The sequence below is a fragment of the uncultured Duncaniella sp. genome (genome assembly GCF_910578445.1).
In the GTDB taxonomy this organism is placed as follows: domain Bacteria; phylum Bacteroidota; class Bacteroidia; order Bacteroidales; family Muribaculaceae; genus Duncaniella.
The window spans coordinates 68,600-90,326 of sequence record NZ_CAJTQC010000009.1; the positions used below are offsets into that span (position 1 = coordinate 68,600).

General features: G+C 51.3%; 16 protein-coding genes. 11 read left to right on the plus strand and 5 right to left on the minus strand.

The window, feature by feature from the left end:
• Positions 1-6 precede the first annotated feature (6 nt).
• From QZ311_RS05735 to QZ311_RS05750, 4 genes are all read right to left on the minus strand, one after another.
• Complete coding sequence (locus QZ311_RS05735) at positions 7-1,380, minus strand: DUF5689 domain-containing protein (protein WP_297065255.1); 1,374 nt, start codon at positions 1,378-1,380, stop codon at positions 7-9.
• Between the two features lie 60 nt (positions 1,381-1,440).
• Positions 1,441-4,200 (minus strand): carboxypeptidase regulatory-like domain-containing protein, encoded by a 2,760-nt coding sequence (locus tag QZ311_RS05740; RefSeq protein ID WP_297065260.1) that lies wholly within the window; start codon positions 4,198-4,200, stop codon positions 1,441-1,443.
• Between the two features lie 177 nt (positions 4,201-4,377).
• A complete protein-coding gene (locus QZ311_RS05745) occupies positions 4,378-5,046 on the minus strand; it encodes a cytidylate kinase-like family protein (RefSeq protein WP_297065263.1) in 669 nt (222 codons plus the stop codon).
• 11 nt (positions 5,047-5,057) lie between these two features.
• Positions 5,058-6,101, minus strand: coding sequence for an endonuclease/exonuclease/phosphatase family protein (locus tag QZ311_RS05750; protein ID WP_297065266.1), 1,044 nt, complete (start codon positions 6,099-6,101; stop codon positions 5,058-5,060).
• A 362-nt stretch (positions 6,102-6,463) separates the two neighbouring features.
• Here QZ311_RS05750 and QZ311_RS05755 point away from each other — a divergent pair, with 362 nt between their 5' ends.
• The 7 genes from QZ311_RS05755 (at position 6,464) to QZ311_RS05785 (ending at position 15,603) form a co-directional block, all read left to right on the plus strand.
• Positions 6,464-7,963, plus strand: a complete 1,500-nt coding sequence (locus tag QZ311_RS05755) for a 4Fe-4S binding protein (RefSeq protein WP_297065269.1) — start codon at positions 6,464-6,466, stop codon at positions 7,961-7,963.
• Between the two features lie 13 nt (positions 7,964-7,976).
• Complete coding sequence (locus QZ311_RS05760; protein WP_297065272.1) at positions 7,977-9,389, plus strand: aldo/keto reductase; 1,413 nt, start codon at positions 7,977-7,979, stop codon at positions 9,387-9,389.
• Positions 9,389-9,826, plus strand: a complete 438-nt coding sequence (locus QZ311_RS05765) for a DUF1893 domain-containing protein (protein WP_297065275.1) — start codon at positions 9,389-9,391, stop codon at positions 9,824-9,826. Before QZ311_RS05760 ends, QZ311_RS05765 begins: the two co-directional genes overlap by 1 nt.
• Positions 9,827-9,840: 14 nt before the next feature.
• A complete protein-coding gene (locus tag QZ311_RS05770; RefSeq protein ID WP_297065277.1) occupies positions 9,841-10,353 on the plus strand; it encodes an ECF transporter S component in 513 nt (170 codons plus the stop codon).
• A gap of 1,296 nt (positions 10,354-11,649) precedes the next feature.
• Positions 11,650-12,282 carry a hypothetical protein gene (locus QZ311_RS05775; RefSeq protein ID WP_297065281.1) on the plus strand — a complete coding sequence of 211 codons (633 nt, stop codon included), beginning with the start codon at positions 11,650-11,652 and terminating at the stop codon, positions 12,280-12,282.
• A gap of 34 nt (positions 12,283-12,316) precedes the next feature.
• Positions 12,317-14,110: a leucine-rich repeat domain-containing protein gene (locus QZ311_RS05780; RefSeq protein WP_297065284.1), complete on the plus strand. Its 1,794-nt coding sequence runs from the start codon at positions 12,317-12,319 to the stop codon at positions 14,108-14,110.
• An 8-nt stretch (positions 14,111-14,118) separates the two neighbouring features.
• A complete protein-coding gene (locus QZ311_RS05785) occupies positions 14,119-15,603 on the plus strand; it encodes a leucine-rich repeat protein (protein ID WP_297065287.1) in 1,485 nt (494 codons plus the stop codon).
• A gap of 145 nt (positions 15,604-15,748) precedes the next feature.
• On the opposite strand, the gene QZ311_RS05790 is transcribed toward QZ311_RS05785, so the two are convergent.
• Complete coding sequence (locus QZ311_RS05790; RefSeq protein WP_297065289.1) at positions 15,749-15,898, minus strand: hypothetical protein; 150 nt, start codon at positions 15,896-15,898, stop codon at positions 15,749-15,751.
• A gap of 2 nt (positions 15,899-15,900) precedes the next feature.
• Between QZ311_RS05790 and QZ311_RS05795 the strand changes: the two genes are divergently transcribed.
• From QZ311_RS05795 to QZ311_RS05810, 4 genes are all read left to right on the plus strand, one after another.
• Positions 15,901-17,877, plus strand: coding sequence for a putative porin (locus QZ311_RS05795; RefSeq protein WP_297065292.1), 1,977 nt, complete (start codon positions 15,901-15,903; stop codon positions 17,875-17,877).
• A gap of 131 nt (positions 17,878-18,008) precedes the next feature.
• Complete coding sequence (locus tag QZ311_RS05800) at positions 18,009-18,938, plus strand: transporter substrate-binding domain-containing protein (protein WP_297065295.1); 930 nt, start codon at positions 18,009-18,011, stop codon at positions 18,936-18,938.
• A 207-nt stretch (positions 18,939-19,145) separates the two neighbouring features.
• The gene (locus QZ311_RS05805) at positions 19,146-19,700 is read left to right on the plus strand and encodes a DUF308 domain-containing protein (RefSeq protein WP_297065298.1); all 555 of its coding nucleotides are present in this window, start codon (positions 19,146-19,148) and stop codon (positions 19,698-19,700) included.
• 692 nt (positions 19,701-20,392) lie between these two features.
• Positions 20,393-21,679 carry a replication-associated recombination protein A gene (locus QZ311_RS05810; protein ID WP_297065301.1) on the plus strand — a complete coding sequence of 429 codons (1,287 nt, stop codon included), beginning with the start codon at positions 20,393-20,395 and terminating at the stop codon, positions 21,677-21,679.
• Positions 21,680-21,727: the final 48 nt, after the last annotated feature.

Consider the following 21,727-nt stretch of genomic DNA (forward strand, 5'->3'; position numbering starts at 1 on the left):
ATCGGATTACTCGCTAATTTTCAGATTTCTGATTTCCCATGTGTCAGCTCCGCTTTCGTCAGAACCGTATTTGAATCCCACATGGATTTTTTTACCGGCATAGGCCGAGAGGTCGATTGAGCCGGAGTTCGCAAATGTCCATGATCCGGCATCGGGCCATGAAGGGATTGCAAGTTCCGTCCATGATGCAGCACCCTCCTCGCGGACAACTGCGCAGCAGAGCGTGCGGAGTGTTGTCTGGAATTTGGCTGCATGCTCAAATGAGAGCTTGGCCGATTTGGCTGCGCTGAGGTCGATGACGGGCGAGTAGGCATAGGCCTTCGATGCAATGGCCTTGCCTCCTGAATATGCGCTGGCGTTGAGATAGTGTTTGCCGCTGTATTCTTTCCATGTCCACACGGCCTCAACACCGTCGACGCTGTTTGCCTCGTAGCTCCAGTCGATTGTCGCTGCGTCCTCGCCAAGTGCCGAGTAGATTGTTGTGCCGGGGGTCGGTTCATCCGGTTTCTCAGGCGTGTCGACAAACTCGAAGCCGTCTATGCAACCGGTTTGAGGATCCATGAAAGTGAGCTGCCATGAAGCTTTCGATGAGGCATAGTAGCCGAGAATGGCCACCACAGTGCCAGTACCCTTTGGCAGAATCTGTGACGAGAACGTACATTTGTTGCTCGTGCGTACATCGATGGTGTTGCCCTCGGCATCTTTCAGGGTGCGGTTTGTAGCGCCTGTCGCACCGGGGTTGTCACACCATGCAGCCTTGCCGCCGTCTACGAAACTTACATTCTCGATTTTCACGAGCTGACATTGCCATTCGATAAGTTTTGACTTGTCGTTGATCCATGAGTTGAGATCGGAGATGGTGACTGTGTAAGGCTCGGCGTCCGTGAGCGACGGCAGACCGTTGCGCTGGGCGCGGAGTCCGAAGGCTTCAGGCTCGATGCCGCCTACGTTTCCATTGTAGAGTGTGCCGATCTGCATCTGCTTGCCGTAGCCTCCGACGAGCAGACCGGTCACGTTGATGCGCACTTCCTGTCCCATCGGATAGCTTTCATAGAGGTCATAGCCGTGGACGCGGATGTCAAGAGCTCCGCTTTCGTCGCGGAAATAGATGTGCTGATAGACATTTCCGTCTTTGTCCGACGAGATGATGCGGCCTCCGAGGATGATGCTGTCGCCGTTGGCATTGACCGGGATGGTGGTCGATGAATTGGACTGGGCTATGTCCCAGAACATTTCTTTGAATTCCGAAATGGCCGTGTTGACCTCATAGGTAGCTTCGGGCACAATCACCGGCGGACGGTCGAAATCATTGTCGCAGGCGGTGAAACCGAGCGACATGCCTGCGGCTGCCACCGCAAATATTGATTTATATAATTTCATATATGGAATTGTTCGTATGTTATGTACATATATTATATATTAAGGTGTGGTTGCCTTACATCAGAATCTGATGCCGACGTTGAGATACACCTTGATGCCTTGGGCATAGAAATATTTGTTGGGATATTTCGTCGAGTCGTAGTTCGAGTAGTCGAAACGTCCCTGCTGGTAGCCGTAGGTCTGTATTTTCTTGTTGTTGAGAATATTGTCAACGTTGAGGTTGATGTTCATCGACACCTTGCGGTTGAGATAAATCAGCTTGCCGATTGAAGCGTTGACAACGAATGCGTCGTTGAGCTTGTCTTGAGTTGCGAGTTCTGCCATTTTTGCTTCAAGCTCGTCCATCGAGGGATATTTCTCCCAGAGGTTGGGGAGTGCCTCGTGGTGGATCGGTGAAAGATTGACATATGCGTCGCCCATCCATGACGCGTTGACATTGAAGAACCACGATTTGGGGGCTGCCCAGTCGATGCCGACATTTACGGCTGTCTGCGGAGTGCCGCCAACGTAGAAGTTCTTGAGATAGACAACCTGTGTGGTGTCCGGACGCATGCCGTTTTCATAGGAGCGAGTACCCTTCGGACGGTTCTTGTACTGATACTGTGCGAAGGTTGCCGCAGCGCTTACAGTGACAGAGGGAGTCACCTTAAAGGCAGCGCCGATTTCGATGCCTTTGTAGCGGGTGTGGACTCCTTTGAGCACATAGTTCATAAACGTCGAATACTGGTCGTCGTAGTATGAGGTGCGTTCGGTCTGGTCATACATTTCAGTCCAGAATCCGGTGATTGCTCCGCGGAAACGGCGGTAGTTCCATGCGTAGGAGATGTCGCCCGAAAGTATTCGTTCGGGTTTGAGTCCGTCGATGGCGGTGTCTTTGATACGCGGTGAGATATAGGCATATTCAAACAGTGGAGCCACAGTCTCGTATCCTGCGTGGGCGGTGATGAAGTTGCGTCCGTCGATTTTGTAGGTTGCGCCGGCCTTGAGCGCGCCGGTGTCGAAGCGGTGTGACGCTCCCTTGCCGTAGGAATTTTTAGGTGCGCGGCCGTTCATCATCTTGCCGTCGCGCTGGAACTGGGTGTAGCCTATCTTAAGGCCATAGTTGATGTCCCACTGCGGGAGGGTGATGACATTCTGTATCCAAGCGTTGCCGTGGAGAGCGTTGATATAGTAGTCATAGCCGAACGTGTCTCCTTTGCCCACATGGCGGCTGGGGTTGAGAAGGTTGTTCTGGAGCATGTCGGGATTGTCGGGGAAGTCGCGTTCGCTGTACTGGTCGATGTCAAGCCAGTATTCACCTCCGAGCAGGTCGCGGATGGTCTTGTAGTAGTGTGCGCGGGTGTAGTTCAACGAAACTCCTGCCTGAAGGGTCATGTTGTCGTTCAGACGGTGGTTGAGCACCGAGTTGAGCATGAAATTGATCTGGTTGCTGTGGCGGTTCTCAAGAATGTAGCTCGACGAGTGGTTGTCGGGATTGTTGCCGCGGCCGTATATGCTATTGTAGTAGTTGGCCTGATAGAGATTGCCCCAGTTGATCTGGCGGAAGCTTTCGTCGTGCTTCCAGAGGTCGGTATAGAGGTCGGCGGCTTCCTCGTTGCCCGAGGCGCGGAAGTAGCTTGGGAGATAGCGGTAGTAGTCGGGACGCGGGTCAGCGGCGTTATACCAGTTGAGGGCCGATGTCGAGTAGTTGACAGCGCGGAATGCAGCTCCTGTGTTGAGGGTTGTTCCCTTGTCGGGTTTCCATATCCAGTTGAGCACGGCTGTGGGGTCGAATGTCTCGACTATTTTTGCAGAACGTTTCTTGCCGTCCTGCCATCCCCAGTTGGGGTTGTAGAGATTGTTGCCCGTAAGCGCGTAGGCTTCTTCGTAGGTGGCCGAATTGGTGGCGCGCTGTGTGGGTGCGCCCCAGACGGTCAGGTTGAGTGAATGTTTCTCGTTGAACACCTTTTCGAGCGATGCGAAAAGGCCGAAAGAGTTGTAGAATGTACCTTCGATAACCCCCTCCTTGGCATATCGTCCGATTGCCGAGATTGTGAATGCCCAGCCGTTCTTGTTAAGGCCTGTTGAATACATGGCCATTGCGCGGAGCATGTAGTTGGAGTTGGTATAGGCCACCGAACCGTTGAATCCGGGTGCATAGTGTGCCGCACGGGTGTTGATGTCGGTCGCGCCGCCGATGTTGCCGAAGCCGAAGTTGGCCGCGCCGAGACCGAGCGATGTGGTTTTGTCGCGGAATGCACGGCTCATGCCGCCGAGTGTCGAATAGTTGAAGCGGCCGCGGGCAAGGTCGTTGAAGTTGATGCCGTTGATATAGGTTTCGGTGTACTTCGAGTCGTAGCCGCGCACGCGGAAGCGCATGGGCTGGAAGTCGTAGTTTGCGGCGTTATAGTAGACGTCGTCGCTTGCTCCTGTAAGTGCAGCGATTGACTGAGCGCTCCCTTCTTCGTCTTCAAGGAGTGCTTGGTCGAAGAACATGTCGTTCTGGTCCTCGTAGAACACATTGTTGAGGTTTGACGAGAGCATTTTCAGATCTCCGAGGTCGACGATTTTCCCACTTGTCATCTTGATGTCGACTGTCAGGTCATTGTATCCGTAGGCCACAATGACGAGCAGGTCTTCACCGGGTTTGGCGTTTGAGATTGAAAAGTCGCCCGACGGGCCGGTGGTGACATAGATTCCCTGTTTGTCGAGCATCACGTTTGCCCCTGCCACGGGTGCGCCGGTGTTGTTGTCGACTACAGTGCCGGCTACGCCTGTCGATTGGGCAAATGACGGCAACGTTGCCGCCAGAAGCAGTAGCAGAAACAGTTTTAGTCTCATAGATTCTGTTGGAAATGAAAAATAATTATTGTATGATTTTGCTGGTGGCTGTCTGAAAAAATGTCCGGTTTGCTTAATCGGTCAGAGGCGGATGTTTTTTCCCTACAGCCTTTCGGGAAAGGACATATTGATGTTATTAAAACCCTCTTAGTTTTATGAGAAGAGCCGGAGGTCGCGTCAGTCGATGAAGCCTCGCAGCCGCAGGAATGTTTTTACAAGTTCTACGTTGTCCTCCATACTGAGGATTGATGAATCAATTGTCATGTCATAGCTTTTGGCGTCGCCCCACGTCTTGTCGGTGAAAAAGTTGTAGTAGTCGGCGCGCCATTTGTTGGTTTTCCGTGCGATGGCCTCGGCTTTGACGGAGTCGATGGCGTCGTTGCGTTCCATAATGCGCTTTACGCATTCACCCATCGGTGCGTGGACAAAGATGTTGAGGCAGCGCGGGTGATTGCGGAGGATGTAGTCGGAACTGCGTCCCACTACGACAAACGATTTCTCCTGTGACGTATGGAGAAGAAATTCGCTGATGCTTTTGTAGAGTCCGTCATCGCTGATTGATGATGCGCCTGTGTAGTAGCACATCGGGGTCACTCCCATCGAGAAGCTGAAAAGCCCTTGGAGAAACGAGGGGAAGCGTTCGTCTTTCTTTTCGAAAAAATCAGGGTTAACGCCGGCATGTTTGGCTGATTCCACCAGCAGTTCCTTGTCGTAGTAGGCGATTCCGAGTGACTCTGCAAGAGCTTTTGCAAGAACCCGGCCACCGCTGCCGAACTGGCGTCCGACTGTGATTACGAATGGCTGATGTTGGCCGTGGGGCGATAGCATTGATTCGTCGTTTTTCATCTGACAGCCTTTTAGTTTCGTGCTTTGTGTAGGAAAATGATGGTGGGGAAGTGGTCGGAATAGCCGTTGAGCCATGCTCCGCCGGCGAATGTGCGTTTCGGATATCCTTGGCGCTGTCCCTCGGTGTCAAAGAGGAAATCGAAATTGTTGACCTTGCATGAGCTGTATTGCAGCGGTCCGTGGTTGTGTTTTAGCAGTGTCCCCGACACGATTATCTGGTCGAAGAGATTCCACTGGCTTTTGTAGGCCAGAGTGCCGATGCCCTTGTCGAGCACACGCCACCAAGGGTTGAAGAATCCGTGGGGCTCAACCTTGTCCTGATCACGCTTTGCACCGAGTGCGACCGCACACGATTTGTCCTGCGGGTCGTCGTTGAGGTCGCCCATCACGATCACACCCTGATTGGGGCGGATGGCCCAGAGGGAGTCGGCGATATGTTTTGAAAGTTCTCCCGCAGCTTCGCGCAGATAGCTCGAACGTTCCTGACCTCCGAGGCGCGACGGCCAGTGGTTGACGATTACGCTCAGGGTGTCTCCTCCGAGTATGCCGGTGACACACATCTGGTCGCGGGTGCGGAAGTTGGGGTTGTCAGGGATTACGAGTGTATGGTTGGTGACATCGAGCACTTTGAACAGGCGTGGATTGTAGAGAAGTCCGACGTCGACGCCACGGCGGTCGGGCGAATCGTGGTGGACCACCTGCAGACGCCATTGTTTGATGTCTTTCGCGCGCACGAGGTCGTCGAGCACGGATTTGTTTTCAATCTCCGACACGCCTATGATGGCGGGTCCCATAGGTGTGTTTTTTGTGGCCATCTTTGAGATACAATAGGCGAGATTGTTGATTTTGCTCCAGTATTTCTCGCTGTTCCATTGGCGTGAGCCCTGAGGGGAGAACTCAAGGTCATACTTGCCGTTGTTGTTGATTGTGTCAAAGAGGTTTTCGAGGTTGTAGAAGGCCACACCGAACACGAGTGGCTGGCGGGGATCGGACTGGGCCGACACGCCAAGCGCCGTCAGCAGCGCCAATAGCGGTAAAAGCAGAATCCTCTTCATGCGAAATAATTAAGTTGAGAATAAGAATATGTAATAGACAAAACAGGTGTGTCAGACAGTCGCGGACAGCCGTGGCACACAATCACGCCGTAAATGTAGTGAAAATTTTGATTCACGCCCAATTTTTAACATTAAACTTACGTCTTGCGATGTGTTAAATTTTTCGCGCATAAGTTTTTGTCCGGTTGGGACTTTCATTTATAGCGGCTTTACCGTAATAATGGTAATACATTCTGCGATTTAGTTCATTGACATTTGGCGGAAAAGTAATATATTTGCGATATTGAACCCAAGGTCGATATCTTGTCGATTTTTATGGCGTCAGATACGGAAACCAATCATTCACACAATAATTACATTTTATGCTTCGTAGAATCCGACAGACTGTGGCGTTTGTCGTAATCGTGCTGATAACGCTGCTTTTCCTTGACTTTACAGGCTCGGTCCACGCTTGGTTCGGATGGCTGGCCAAAGTCCAGTTTCTCCCGGCATTGCTTGCTCTCAACCTCGGGGTCATCATCGGGCTGATAGTGCTAACACTTGTGTTCGGCCGTCTCTATTGTTCGGTCGTCTGTCCGCTTGGCATCATGCAGGACGGTTTCGCCCGTCTGGGAAGGATGGCCAAGAAAAACCGCTACCGCTATTCTCCTGCTAAAAATGTGCTCCGCTATGTGATGCTGGCCGTCATGGTGCTTGCCGTCATCCTCGGTGTCGGGTCGCTTGTGGCTATTCTTGCCCCCTATAGTGCCTATGGCCGTATAGTCCAGAGTCTCTTTGCCCCTGTCTGGCAGTGGGCCAACAATCAGCTTGCCGACTGGGCGGCCTCACGCGACAGCTATGCTTTCTATTCCATTGACCTCTGGATGCGTGGGTCGGTGACCCTCATCGTGGGGGCTCTCACGCTTGCCGTTCTCGCCGTGCTTGCATGGCGCAATGGCCGCACATACTGTAACACCATCTGTCCTGTCGGGACTGTCCTCGGCTTTTTCGCCCGTTTTGCGTGGCTCAGGCCTGTAATCGACACTTCGAAGTGTAACGGCTGCGGTCTCTGTGCGCGCAACTGCAAGGCTGCCTGCATCGACAGCAAGAACCATTCGATTGACTATTCGCGCTGTGTCGACTGCATGGACTGTCTCGACAAGTGTCATCGCGGTGCGATTTCCTATACTCACCTCCGTCCCGCACTGAAGCCTGACAGTGTGAAGACCGACGCAAAGACCGGTGACAAGGCCGACACCTCGCGCCGTCAGTTTCTCGGTGCTACGGCGACGGTTGCCGTCGCTGCCGTGGCAAGCGCGCAGGAAAAGACTGTCGACGGCGGTCTCGCCGTGATTGCCGATAAAAAAATACCGGCGCGCCGCACCCGTATCGTGCCTCCCGGTGCTGTCAGCCTCCGCAACATGGCCTCGCATTGCACCGCTTGCCAGCTATGTGTCTCGGTCTGCCCCAACGGAGTGCTGCGTCCGTCGACCGACCTGCTGACGCTCATGCAACCCGAATCGTCCTACGAGCGCGGATATTGCCGTCCGGAGTGCACGAAGTGTTCCGATGTCTGTCCGGCCGGGGCTATCCGTCCGATTTCCGTGGCCGATAAATCATCCGTGCAGATCGGCCATGCAGTGTGGGTGCGTGAAAACTGCATCCCGCTCACCGACGGTGTCGAGTGTGGCAACTGTGCCCGTCACTGCCCGGTGGGTGCTATAACGATGGTGGCATCCGATCCTTCTGCCGACGGTTCGCGCAAGATTCCTGTGGTCAACACTGAGCGCTGCATCGGATGTGGCGCGTGCGAGAATCTATGTCCGTCGCGTCCCTTCAGCGCAATCTACGTCGAGGGCCATGAGGTCCACCGAACCATTTAATAAAATCAGAACTATGAAACATGAAGATAAAAAGGGTTTGAACCGCCGCGATTTCCTGAAGCGTCTGGGCGCCGGTGCGTCAGTGCTTGGCGTTGGACTTGTCGGCTGTGATTCAAAAAACAATGCCGTGACCGGCAGTCAGACCGCTCTCCCCGACATCCCTACCGATAAAATGGAATACCGTACAAATCCGAAGACAGGCGAAAAAGTGTCGCTTCTCGGATATGGCTGCATGCGGTGGCCGACAATCAGTGTGGAGGGGGGAGGCGATAAGACCGACGATATTGATCAGGAGATGGTCAACCGTCTTGTCGACACCGCGATTTCGCATGGCGTTAACTACTTCGACACGTCGCCTGCCTACTGCAAGGGGCGTTCGGAGCGTGCCACCGGCATAGCGCTCAAGCGTCATCCGCGTGAGAGCTTCTATGTCGCCACTAAACTTTCAAATTTCTCGCCATCGACATGGAGCAGGAAAGCTTCGCTCGACATGTATCACAATTCCTTCAAGGAGCTGCAGGTCGACTATATCGACTATCTTCTGCTCCACGGCATCGGCATGGGCGACGACGGTATGGAGGCGCTCCGCGGCCGTTATATCGACAACGGTGTGCTCGACTATCTGCTCAAGGAGCGCGAGGCGGGGCGCATCCGCAATCTTGGATTCTCCTACCACGGCGACATAGCCGTGTTCGACTATCTGCTGTCGAAACATGACGAATACAAATGGGATTTCGTGCATATTCAGCTCAATTATCTTGACTGGAAGCATGCCAAGGAAATAAATCCGCGCAACACCAACGCCGAGTATCTATATGGCGAGCTTGCCAAGCGAGGCATTCCTGCCATCATCATGGAGCCGCTTCTCGGAGGCCGTCTCTCGAAGCTCCACGACCATGTCGTGGCGCGTCTGAAGCAGGCCGAACCCGACCGTAGCGTGGCTTCGTGGGCATTCCGTTTCGCCGGGACTCATCCGGGGGTGCTGACCGTGCTCAGCGGTATGACATACATGGAGCATCTTGAGGACAATCTGCGCACCTATGCTCCGTTCAAGCCGCTTACCGACGATGAAATGCAGTTTCTCTACGACACTGCCGACCTGATGATGCAATATCCCACCATTCCCTGCAATGACTGCAAGTATTGCATGCCGTGTCCCTACGGTCTCGACATTCCGGCCATATTGCTTCATTATAATAAATGTGTCAACGAAGGAAATATTCCTTCAAGCCGCGATGGGGATGAATACCGCCGTGCGCGCCGAGCCTTCCTCGTGGGCTACGACCGTTCCGTCCCCCGTCTGCGTCAGGCGAGCCACTGCATCGGCTGTAACCAGTGTGGCCCTCACTGTCCGCAGTCGATTGACATTCCCGCCGAACTCCACCGTATCGACGCTTTTGTCGAGCAGCTTAAACAGAACGGCTGATGACTGCGCCCGAATCTCGTCAGGCGGCCATCGGCCGTCTGCATTCCGAGCGATGCTCGTGTGTGATAGTCAGTGGCGACAGCGTCACAGTCTGCCACGGGCGCGGGGTCAGCGACCTCTACAGGATTTATAGCTCGCAGCCCGAGGTGCTTTCCGGTGCTTTCATTGCCGACAAGGTGATAGGCAAGGGGGCGGCCGCCCTCATGATAGCCGGTGGCGTTGCCGGGGTCTACACCGACCTGATAAGCGTCCCGGCTCTCGAACTGTTTCGTTCGGTGGGCATCGAGCCTGAATTTGTCCGCTGTGTGCCAAACATCATCAACCGCACTGGCGACGGCATCTGTCCGGTCGAGACACTTTGCCGCGACTGCGCCTCCGCCTCGGAATGCCTACCGCTGATAGCGGATTTCATTGAAAAGATGAATTATAAACATTAAAACTCCAAATCATAATGGACGCAACTCTACGACTCCACTCACTGTCATTCGGCAGTGTCCGCACTTATCTGACAGCCGCCTTGTTTGTCATAGGCAATATAGTTCTCCCGCAGCTCTTCCATCTTGTTCCGCAGGGTGGGGTGACGTGGCTGCCGATTTACTTCTTTACGCTTGTCGGCGCTTACAAATACGGCTGGCGTGTCGGACTGCTCACTGCGCTTACTTCGCCAGTGGTCAATTCTGTCCTTTTCGGGATGCCTCCGGTCGCGGCGCTTCCGGCTATCATGCTCAAGTCGGTGCTTCTCGCGCTCATTGCGGGCTGGACGGCCTCGCGTTTCAACAAGGCCGGTTTGCTGATGCTTGTGGCCGTCGTGCTCGGCTATCAGGTGGTCGGGACTCTGGGCGAATGGGTGATGAAAGCTGATTTCTATGCCGCCTGTCAGGATTTCCGCATCGGCATTCCCGGCATGATTCTCCAGATTATCGGCGGATGGATTATGATTAATTTCGTCATCCGTCGCAATTGAGCCTTCCCGATAGCCCAATCATCGGACAATCAGTGTGTTTGGTGAATAATCTGAAACAATTGTGGTGATTTGTGCAACAATAGTTGTCATGAGGGATATTATTTTTGCATTGTTTCTCAGAAAAAGCTGTCCCTATAGTAAACTCTATTCAGATAGTTCCTTGAAAAAAAGATTGTATATTTCAATATCGGGGCAGATGGTGTGTGATATATCGTCTGCTCTTTAATTGGGACTTACTGTTTTTCTGTAGAAACAATGGCATACATTATTGAGGTCAATATCATGAATGACGGTTCACAGTTTATCATAAATTGTTTATAAACACACAGTCTTTCATACAAATTTGGCGAAATATTAACAGATGTTAATTGTATTGCAATAAGTTAGATGTAAGTGTTAATAACAAAGGCGATAAAATCGAGATTGTTAAAATAATGTTAATGTAATGATGTTTTTAAACATAAAAATTTGGAGTCTCACAAAAACTCCCTACCTTTGCATCAGTTTTTCATGGTATTAGATTTAAGGTAAGAAGATTATTCGTCGTGATGACGGATAATTTTTTTTATACCTATATATAATCTTTGTCTTGCCACACATATTGTAAATATCCCCCCTTGTCATCAGATGGTAAACCGATGTCCTGCCGGACATCTTGCCGGGTGTGGAGCATTGGCGGTATGCCTGACCTATGTCGCAGAAGACACACCATGTGGTGAGGCCTTTTATGGATGAGTATCGCGACATGCTCAGGATGCGCGGTTTCTGCAATGACATTGAAATTTTAGGAGAATAGTTATTTAACTATACTCTGTGCTGTTGTGCAACACCCACACCTGCAAAATATATGTTTTGCAGCATGTCTGACAGAAAACCACATAAATTAAAAGGTATTTTAATTTTTTATTATTAAATTTGCAATTGCAGACCGCCTTGCAGAAGCCCCGGTCAAGGGTTATGTGGGAGGGTCGGCAGACATATAAAAAAAGCGTGTATCGGCGCTCTTTCTTGGCTCGTTGAAACTTCGCAACTTTCAGAATTAGTCAGGAATGTGGCAAACGGTAGATGCTCTGTGGATATATGTATATTCCGCCAACGGCATGCGCGTGAGCGCACGCCATTGGTGTCTTTAGACATATTCTGCGTGAGGCTTCTGCATGTTTGCTCGTTCTACTAATTCGGGCAATGCGAAGGCCTCAGCGAGCAGAACGGGCAACAGGTACGGCTCTCACGCTTTTATTTTTACTAATACCATAAAGGCTGACGAGTGAGTCCGGAGGCAAACACATATTGATAATGGCTTGCAGACCAGCTACACTAAAGCCGGTAAAGCCCGGGGGTGGCGGAAGAATCTGTGACTATCCCGCCGATATGACTCTGACGGGGCTCATTGCATTTTACAACGACAACTTTGCTGCGTATCTGTCGGACGAAGCGCTTGACAGACTTTCCACCACTATTGATTTCATCTGTGGTAAAGACAACGGCGGGGTTATTGATGGGGAGAAATATATCAAGGATTCCCACCAGCGGCGGATGACGGCCGCTACTGTCCGGGCGGCCTACGGCGCGCTCGATAGTCTTGACGCCCGGCAATTCAATGACTTTGAGGCTCTTGTTGAGGAGGTGGAAAGGCTGATAGGAGAGAAACGCGTCAAGGGCTTCGGACGCCTCGCGGTCTATGATTTCGCCCTCCGCTACGGCCACAGCCACGGCATAAAGCCGAAAAAATTCGTCTATATTCAGCAGGGAGCGCGCGATGGGGCTCTTGGGCTGCGGGAAGCCGGATATCTGAGCTTTGCCAATAGTGACCGGAAGATACCCGTCGAGGCATTTCCCGCAGAACTGCGTGCGTTGGGGGCCATGCACATAGAGAATTTTTTATGCGACATGAAGAACTATCTCAGGGCACTTAAGAAACACAACTAATACATTATATCAACTTAACACAATTAAAACAGCAATGAAAAAAGTTTTACTCTCTCTGCTCGGTGTGCTGATAGCGCTCCCGGGCATCTCCCGCGACTTCTCCTACACGTACGAGGGACAGAAGCTGAAGTACACCGTCATTGACGAAGAGGCCAAGACCTGCAAGACAAAGGAAGGCGATTGGGCATGGATGGGATATCAGCCCGGTAATAATGTTTCGGGAGAATTAATTATTCCGGAAATAGCTATGGATGGAGATACCGGGTATACAGTCACTTCTCTTAGCAAGGGTGCTTTTTTTTATTGCAGCGGTCTGAGATCGGTTACCTTCCCCGAGTCGCTCACATCAATCGGCGATGAAGCCTTCTATGGTTGCAGCAGTCTGACATTGGTCAAAACTAAAGCTATGACACCCCCGGAAATAAAAGACAACTCATTCGGCGGGCTTTATGCAACCGTAACCGTGTCAGTGCCCGCGGATGCTTTTAATGACTATATTGGTACAAACTGGGGATTGTTTGAAAATTTCCGTCTCGGCGATTCTGATAAAATTTCAAAGACTTTTGAGACAGGCAATCTGAAATACCGGCTTTCCCCGGTTAAATCGGAAGAAGGCAAGAATCTGGCGGTAGTTATGCCGGGCGATTATTCCGCTTTGACGGAAGTCACCATTCCCGAGCGAATCACATATTCTGACAATGGCTCAAACGAACGTTATTACGTTGATGCCATCGGTTACAAGGCTTTCAACGGATGTTCGAATCTTACGACAGTCACATTCAACTCCCGGAATGCCGCGAGGACAATCTGTGGGTATGCTTTTGCCGGTACAAATATTAGCGCAATCACAATGCCGAAGACCATAGAATCAATCGGCGACCATGCGTTCAGCAAGTGCTCGTCATTGAGCAGTGTCGAAATTCCCGGGAGTGTCAGAACCATAGGCGACTATGCGTTCTACAAAACGCAGAATCTTGGCAAAGTGACTTTCAATGGGGGGCTTGAATCAATCGGCGACTATGCGTTCAGCGAGTGCTCGTTATTGAGCAGTGTCGAAATTCCCGGGAGCGTCAGAACCATAGGCGACTATGCGTTCTACGAAACTCGGAATCTTGGCAAAGTGACTTTCAATGAGGGTCTCGAATCAATTGGAGAACGCGCTTTTTCGGCATATTCTGATAGAAACGTAGAGCCGATTTATATTCCGTCAACTCTTAAGTCCGTCGTAAAAGACGCTTTCTTCAATTTCAACTGTCGGTATGTGAATATTTCAGATCTGGCGTCATGGTGTAATATTGATTTTGCAAATTCAAATTCAAATCCTGCAGCTCATAGAAAAGGACTGTATCTGAATGGTGAAATAATCACTGATTTGGTTATTCCCGAATCAGTGAAGGCTGTTAAAGACTATACGTTCTGCTACAATAACGAATTGGATTCCGTCACCTTCAACGAATCCCTGCAAACGATAGGAGCATCAGCCTTTGAGGGATGCATCGCATTGGAATCTTTAATCTTCAACGAAGGGTTGCAGAGCATAAGCGATAAAGCTTTCTATAACTGTAATGCCATCAGCTCGCTCATTCTGCCCAATTCGCTGAGCACTATCGGCCAACAGGCCTTCTATGGAGAGAAGTCCATGAAAAACCTCACTATCGGCACTTCGCTTACGGAATGTAATGCCGACAGCTTCGAAGGGTGTAACTTCGACAATCTCATCATAACAGATGGTCTGACCAAACTGAGATTCAGCGGAGAATGGGATAAGGTGGGCATACATAACCTTTATATGGGCCGTCCGATTGAATTTGTAACCTCTGAAAATTAATTGACATTATGAAAAAGATACAATATAATCTTGGTTCTCAGCTTCTCTTGGCTGTAGCGATGTTTGTCGCAGGTATGTGGCAACCGGTTTTCGCGTTCACATACAACGGACTGAATTATTCCGTGGTCAGCGGCAATACAGTAAAAGTCGCATCCCAAGGAAACTCGACATCTCTCTCAGGGAAAATTGAAATCCCGTCGACAGTGATTAACAACGGCTCAAGCTATTCAGTCACAGAAATCGAAGATAATGCCTTCATCGAGTGTAGGAACATTACGGAAATCGTTGTCCCCGAAACCGTGACCACCATAGGTGGAGGCAGCTTTGCATATTGCTCGTCGCTCAAGACTCTTGACCTCGGTTCAGGAGTCACTACTATCGGTGCCGACCTCTACACCGGCCTGTCAGCTCTGCAGACGGTAATCAGCCGCAACACCACACCTCCGTCTATACGGAATTGGGGAGCGGTGAAAACCAGCGCCACGCTCTATGTGCCTGCAAGCGCTATTGACGCGTATAAGAATGCCTCGATATGGAGCTATTTTTCAAAAATAAAAGAACTTGAGTCCGGTTTCCAAAATATTGGAACAATCATTGTCGGTAATCTTGTCGAGGAAATAACTCCCGGTCTTTTTTCAAACTGTAGAGAACTCAGGGAGCTGAAACTTGGCAGCGGGTTAACCACTATCGGTGACGAGGCATTCAGTGGCTGCACTGCTCTGACTGAGGTAGTCCTGCCGCCGTCGGTAGAGACCATTGGCGCTTCGGCTTTCGCCGGCAATAGCAAGCTCGCCTCAATCATCATGGGTCACAATGTGAAGAGCATCGGCGAGAAGGCGTTTGACCTCTGCCCGGCTCAGACCGTAAGCATCACCGCGCAGACACCTCCCACAGCACCGGACAATACTTTCAGCAAATACACCGGCAACCTCTACGTGCAGGGCGAGGATGCACTCAAGGCATATTACAATGCTGATTACTGCTGGTTTCAGTTCGAGGGTCATGTGATGATCGAGCCTACAGAACTCAAGGTGGAAGGCGACAAGAAGCTCACCGGCAAACCCGGCGATACATTCCAGCTCACAGCCACGCTTTATCCCGAGGATGTGACACTGACCGATATCTTCTGGCGCTCGACCAATCCCGACATCGCCACCGTCGATGCCAACGGCCTTGTGACTCTCCATGCGGATATTAGCGACATCATGGCAATGGCCGAGGGCGATGACTCTCAGTCAAACTCATGCAAGATTATCGCTGAGTCGCTCTATGCCAACGGTCCTGTGGCTGAGATTGAGGTGACAAACGATACTTCGGGCATCGAGGATGTGGTAGTGTCTGGCGGAGAGGAGAATGGTGAGATTGATTTCAATCAGCCTGTTGAGGTGTATAGTATCAACGGCATGCGCGTGGCCGCGTCTGTCGATGGCCTTCCTGCCGGTTTCTATGTTGTCCGTCAGGGTAAGGCGGTGAAGAAAATCGTTGTCAGATAATAGCTGATACCACGGTGGCCGGATGTGGCCGCTGACTGCAATTGCGCGGGAGCGCTTTCCCCCGGAGGGGGAAGGTGCTCCCGCTGTTTTTTCATCATCGCGCCCGGTATCAACCCCCATGCACATCCGTCCCCGCACATCTTCGCTACGCTCCGATGTACTGGGCTATGAGTAAGAGGATGTCCTGCGGGACATCTTTCGGGGTGGTTGTTTCGTGGCGGGGAGGTTGGTCGGGAGTGTTTTTTATGGCTGAGGGGGTGGGAAAACGCTGATTTTTGTGTACATTTGCAGTCACTTATGAAAAAATATCTATTAATTATTTTCACTATAATAGCGGCCGGATTCTGTGTCGCGGCTGCCGATGATGTTCCCGACGACTCGCTGTCATATTCGTGGCGCATCCTTCAGCCGCTCGGATTGCGTGAGCGTGCGCCTCTTGACACTCTTCTCTACAACTATCACAAGACGGCTGTCCCTTCGTCATACAGTCCGGCTTTTGCCACTACCGGCAATCAGGCTTCGGTGGGTAAGAACATGATTTTCATGCAGAGCAATCCGATGAGCGATTTCTTCTTCCGCGATGCAAAGCAGTTCTGGATTCCCGACATAGAGACCATGCGTTTCTACAATTCGCGCATCCCGATGACCCAGCTTGGCTATAATACCGGCGGCGGACGTGAAATCGCCCAAGACTGGCTGCGCATGATGTTTTCGGGCAATCTCAACAAGCGCACGCAGATCGGTGCGCAATTGTCGTATCCATATTCGAAAGGCAGCTACAACTATCAGGCTGCCAAGGGTATGGTGTGGGGGCTGTCAGGCTCATATACCGGCGACCGCTATGAGTTTCAGGGATTTTTCAATGCCTACAATATGCTCAACAAGGAGAATGGCGGTATCACTGACGACCTCTACATCCTTGATCCGGCGCAGCTTCAGGGCGGTGTCTCGTCGATTAATGCCAAAAGTATTCCCACAAACCTTACGGCATCACATTCGCGTGTGACCGGCAAGCAGTTCTATATGAACCATCGCTATAAGGTGGGCTACTGGCGCGAGGAGAAGGACGAGAATGATTCGATAGTCGCACGGGAATATGTCCCCGTGTCGAGTTTTATCTGGACTTTCGATTATAACGCCGCGCGCCATAAATTCACAAATTCCAATGCCTCGGAGGAGGAGAGTTTCTGGACAAACCACTACATGAGTACGGCTGCCACCACCGACAAGACCAGCTACAGCTCCATGCGCAACACCGTCGGTGTCTCCCTGCTCGAAGGTTTCAACAAATATGCCAAGGCCGGGCTCGGGGCGTTTCTAACCCACGAACTTCGCACCTATCATCAGACCGACGACACTCTTGCCATATCAGGCCCTGACCGTCCGGAGGGGCTGACTCCCTATCCGTTCGAGTCGCGTCTCAAAGGTAAGGAGACACAGAATCTCCTCTATGTCGGCGCACAGCTCGTCAAGCAGCAGGGTCATCTGCTCAATTATGAGGCAACGGCAAGTCTTGGACTCATCGGCCCGGCGGCCGGCGAAATCAAGGCCGACGGCAATGTCTCGACCCGAATCAAGCTTCTCGGTGATACAGTCACGGTGAAGGGCTACGGTCATTTCAGCAACACCACCGCGCCCTACCTCATGAACAACTACATCTCGAACCACTTTGCATGGATGAACGATTTCGGCAAGACGCGCCGTCTGCGTTTCGGCGGCATACTGAATCTGCCGCATACGGGAACTCATGTCGATGTGGGTGTCGAAAATGTCCAGAACCACATCTATTTCGGTCCGGATATGCTTCCGGTCCAGAACGGAGGAAGCGTTCAGGTGTTCAGTGTGCAGCTTCAGCAAAATCTTCGCTGGCGTGCGCTCAACTGGGAAAATTCGCTGATCTATCAGAAATCGTCGGACGATGCGGTCATCCCGCTCCCTCAGTTTGCCGTCTACTCCAATCTTTTCCTAAACTTCAAGGTTGCCAAGGTGCTTGAGGTGCAGATGGGTGTCGATATGGATTACTACACGGAATATTACGCGCCCGGCTACCAGCCGGCGACGATGGCCTTCTACAATCAGCGCGAAATCAAGTGTGGCAACTATCCGTTTATGAACGCCTATGCCAATTTCAAGCTCTCGCGCGCGCGATTCTTTGTATTATACTCACATCTCAACCAAGGATTGTTTGGCAATGACGATTATTTCTCGCTTCCGCACTATCCGCTCAATCCGCGACGTTTCCAGATGGGTGTGATTGTCGATTTCATGAACTGACATATACCGCTATCAACTGCGTTTTTTAACAATAATTCGAATCACACATCTTTTCGGAGAGAATTTTTAGCAAACCCATAAAGCCCGGCCGGTTGTTTATATAGTTGATATATAAATGACCGGCCTTGCTTATGTCAAATGACAATCATATCTCAGACCGTCCTTCCCGTGGCGGTCAGCCAGTCCCTCGCAAACATAAGGGACTCCGCTCGCTCTTCCGCGCTCCGTTCGGAGGCATACTGCTGTCGCTGTTGCTGATGGCAATCTTCGTTGTGGTTACAGTCAAAGGATGCTCTTCGCCTGTGCCGTCGCGTGGATATGAGTATGTCAGAGGTCGCGGCGACACCATCAATGTGGCCATTGACTATTCGCCAATGTCACTGTATCGTTACGGCGATTCTCTCGCGGGTTTCAACTACGAAATGATGAAGGGGATGGCAGCTCTTTATGGCGACCATGTGAAATTCTATCCTATCGCCTCAATAAATGAAGCCCTTGACGACCTTCAAAGCGGAAAGTATGACGTGGTGATTTCCGATCTGCCAATCACGGCCTCCCGCCGTGAAAGTTTCCGTTTCACCGAACCGGTCTATCTCGACAAGCAGGTGCTGATCAGCCGCGACACCACCATACGTTCGCGCCTCGACCTTGCCGGAAAAGAGGTATGGGCGCTTAAAAACTCTCCGGTTGCCGAGCGCTTGCAGAATCTATCGCGAGAAATCGGCGATACGATAATCCTGCGCCACGACTCTATAAGAAGCGCCGAGCAGCTGTTCATGCTGACGGCAATGGGAAAAATCCCCCGTGCGGTCATAAATGAAGCGAAAGCCACGCTTCTCGCAAAGGATTATCCCGAGGTCGACATATCAACACCTGTCTCGTTCACGCAGTTCCAGTCGTGGGTGGTAAACAAGTCGGACTCAGTGCTCGCCGACACGCTCGACGCTCAGATACGCAGGTTCAAGGAAACTCCGGAATACGAGGCTCTTGTCAGGCGCTATCTCATGCAGGTGGCTGAGAGCGGTGTGACACTGCCGGACGACACAACCGCTAAAAAGTGAAAATCAGACAGATGACATCAACAAATTTAATCCGGCGAGTGTTATTATAATAAAATGAAACGCACAGAGCCACCGGGCTCTCAATCTTCTTCCCGCATGAAATGCTCCGGACACATAGCCGGGCGAACCTCACGGACAGGGATGACTTCTGAAGAAAATCAAAATAAGAAAAATAAATTTCAACTATTAATCAAAAAATAAGTCGTTATGAAAACGCTCATTGAAAAATTCTGGGGTCAGACCCGCTATTGGTGGGTTGTCCTCTGCGCGGGAATCCTCATGGTTATCTGTGGATTTGCCTATTGGTTCTGGCCGGTAGCCGGTTATGCGGTTGCTTCACAGATATTTGGCTGGCTTCTCCTTCTCGTCGGTGTTGTCCAGCTTCTGGTTGCCTCAGGTCCTAACCGCGGCAGTGGCTGGGGATGGTGGCTTGCAGGTGGTGTGATTGACATCTTTATCGGATTCATGCTCGTGCGCAGCATAGTCCTTTCGGAAATGGTGTTCCCCTACTTTATAGCATTTATCTTCATCTATTGGGGCATCAGCGCCGTGTGCAGTGCTGTCGTGCAGAGCGGTCGTCGCTACTGGTGGCTCTATCTTGTCAACGGTATCCTGCTCATGCTCATCGGTTTCTTCTTCATTGAGGCCGGCTGGCTTCAGGACATGGCTATGACCAGCTTCCTGACATCTCTGGCATTCATCTACTGGGGCTTCTCGATTGCGATGCTCTCGTATGATATGAAACCTGTCTACCGCCGCTGATTCTGCGACATATCTTTAGCCTGCTGCCGACAGTTTCCTACCCCGCTGTCATAGCGCTAAATATACATATGATTAATGATACCTGAATGGCTTCCGGCACAAGCGCCGGAAGCCATTCGACGTGATAGGACATGGCCTCCGGTTTGGGAGAGTATGGCTATAGTTTTGCTTATTGGATGCTTTTTTCGTATATTTACAGTCAGTTATGAAAAATGCGGCTTATTTCGGGTAGCATAAGTAGTACTTTTGAAAAACATTGATAATACTCACAGGTTATGAATCTCAAAGAAAGGGAATGTCCACATTGCCGCCGGCAGGTATCTGTCGGTGTTTGTTCCAGATATTTTTTGCGGGGCACGGCGTACACGGTTCGGTGTAATCACTGCGATACGGAATTAGCTCTTGTCAAAGAGCCTATACCATTTAAATGGTGTCCGTTCGCCGGTTTTTTAAGTGCTGTGATTCCTGCGGAGTATTTTTTATTTGTCCGGCATCTGGGACTCGCAAAGTCGTTGTCGTATGCCGCTGTCTGCAGTGCGGTGACGGTTTGTATCATAGCAGTTCTCACAATGAAGAGAATTTATTTTAAGAAAGTGACATATTGAGACTTAAATCTTTAAGTGACAGACTCTGATGAAACCGGAGGTTGTCGGAGGCTTTTGATTTGCCGGAAAAATGAGTAAATTTGCATTATGAATCAGCCTCTTGCCGAGCGCATGCGTCCGCGCTCACTTGATGATTATATAGGTCAGCTTCACCTTGTCGGGCCGGGCGGGGTGGTGCGTCGGATGATTGAGTCGGCTAAAGTGTCGTCTTTTATACTCTGGGGGCCTCCCGGGGTAGGGAAGACCACGCTTGCGCGCATCATTGCCAATTCAGTCAATGTGCCGTTCTATACACTTTCGGCTATTAGCGCCGGGGTGAAGGAGGTGCGTGAGGTGATAGAGCGCTGCAAGTCGGATGCCATGAGCATGTTCACCGGCGGACGGCCTATCCTGTTTATAGATGAAATCCATCGTTTCAGCAAGGCGCAGCAGGATAGTCTGCTCGGCGCAGTCGAGAGCGGGGTGGTGACACTGATTGGTGCGACGACCGAGAATCCGTCGTTTGAGGTTATACGTCCGTTGCTTTCGCGTGCGCAGGTCTACACTCTCAGACCGCTTGAGCAATCAGATCTGGAACTGCTGCTTGACCGTGCTGTCAATGGCGATGAGACCCTTATGGCTCACGGAGTGAAGGTCGATGAAACTACGGCGCTTTTTCGCTTTGCAGGGGGCGATGCCCGCAAGCTGCTGAATATACTCGATTTGCTTGAGCAGTCTACGCCTCAGGGCGAGCCGGTGGTCATAAACGACCGCATCGTAACCGACCGGCTTCAGGAGAATCCTGCGGCTTATGACAAGAACGGTGAGATGCACTATGATATAATCTCGGCTTTCATCAAGAGTGTGCGCGGTTCAGACCCGGATGCGGCTCTCTATTGGCTCGCCCGTATGATTCACGGTGGTGAAGACCCGGAATTCATCGCGCGCCGTCTGCTCATACTTGCGGCCGAGGATATAAGTCTGGCTAATCCCAATGCGTTGTTGCTGGCCAATGCGACGTTTGACGCTGTTCATAAACTCGGTTTTCCCGAGGGGCGGATTCCGTTGGCCGAATGTACGGTCTATCTGGCTTTGTCACAGAAGAGTAATTCGACTTACATGGCTCTCCATAAGGCGATGGATCTGGTGGAGCGTACAGGAGATCTGCCTGTGCCGCTTCATCTGCGCAATGCCCCGACATCGTTGATGAAAGATATGGGCTATGGGCGTGACTATAAGTATTCACATAATTATCCGGGAAATTTTGTTGTGCAGCAGTTCATGCCCGACCAGTTAGGACACGTGGATTTGTGGCAGCCGTGCGACAATCCGGCCGAGATGCGTTCCGCCGCCCTCCAGAATCAGCGATGGCAATCGGGTGAGGGTAAGGAGTGATGATTTAACCAATACGATAAAGGCGCATCCTGCTCGGATGCGCCTTTA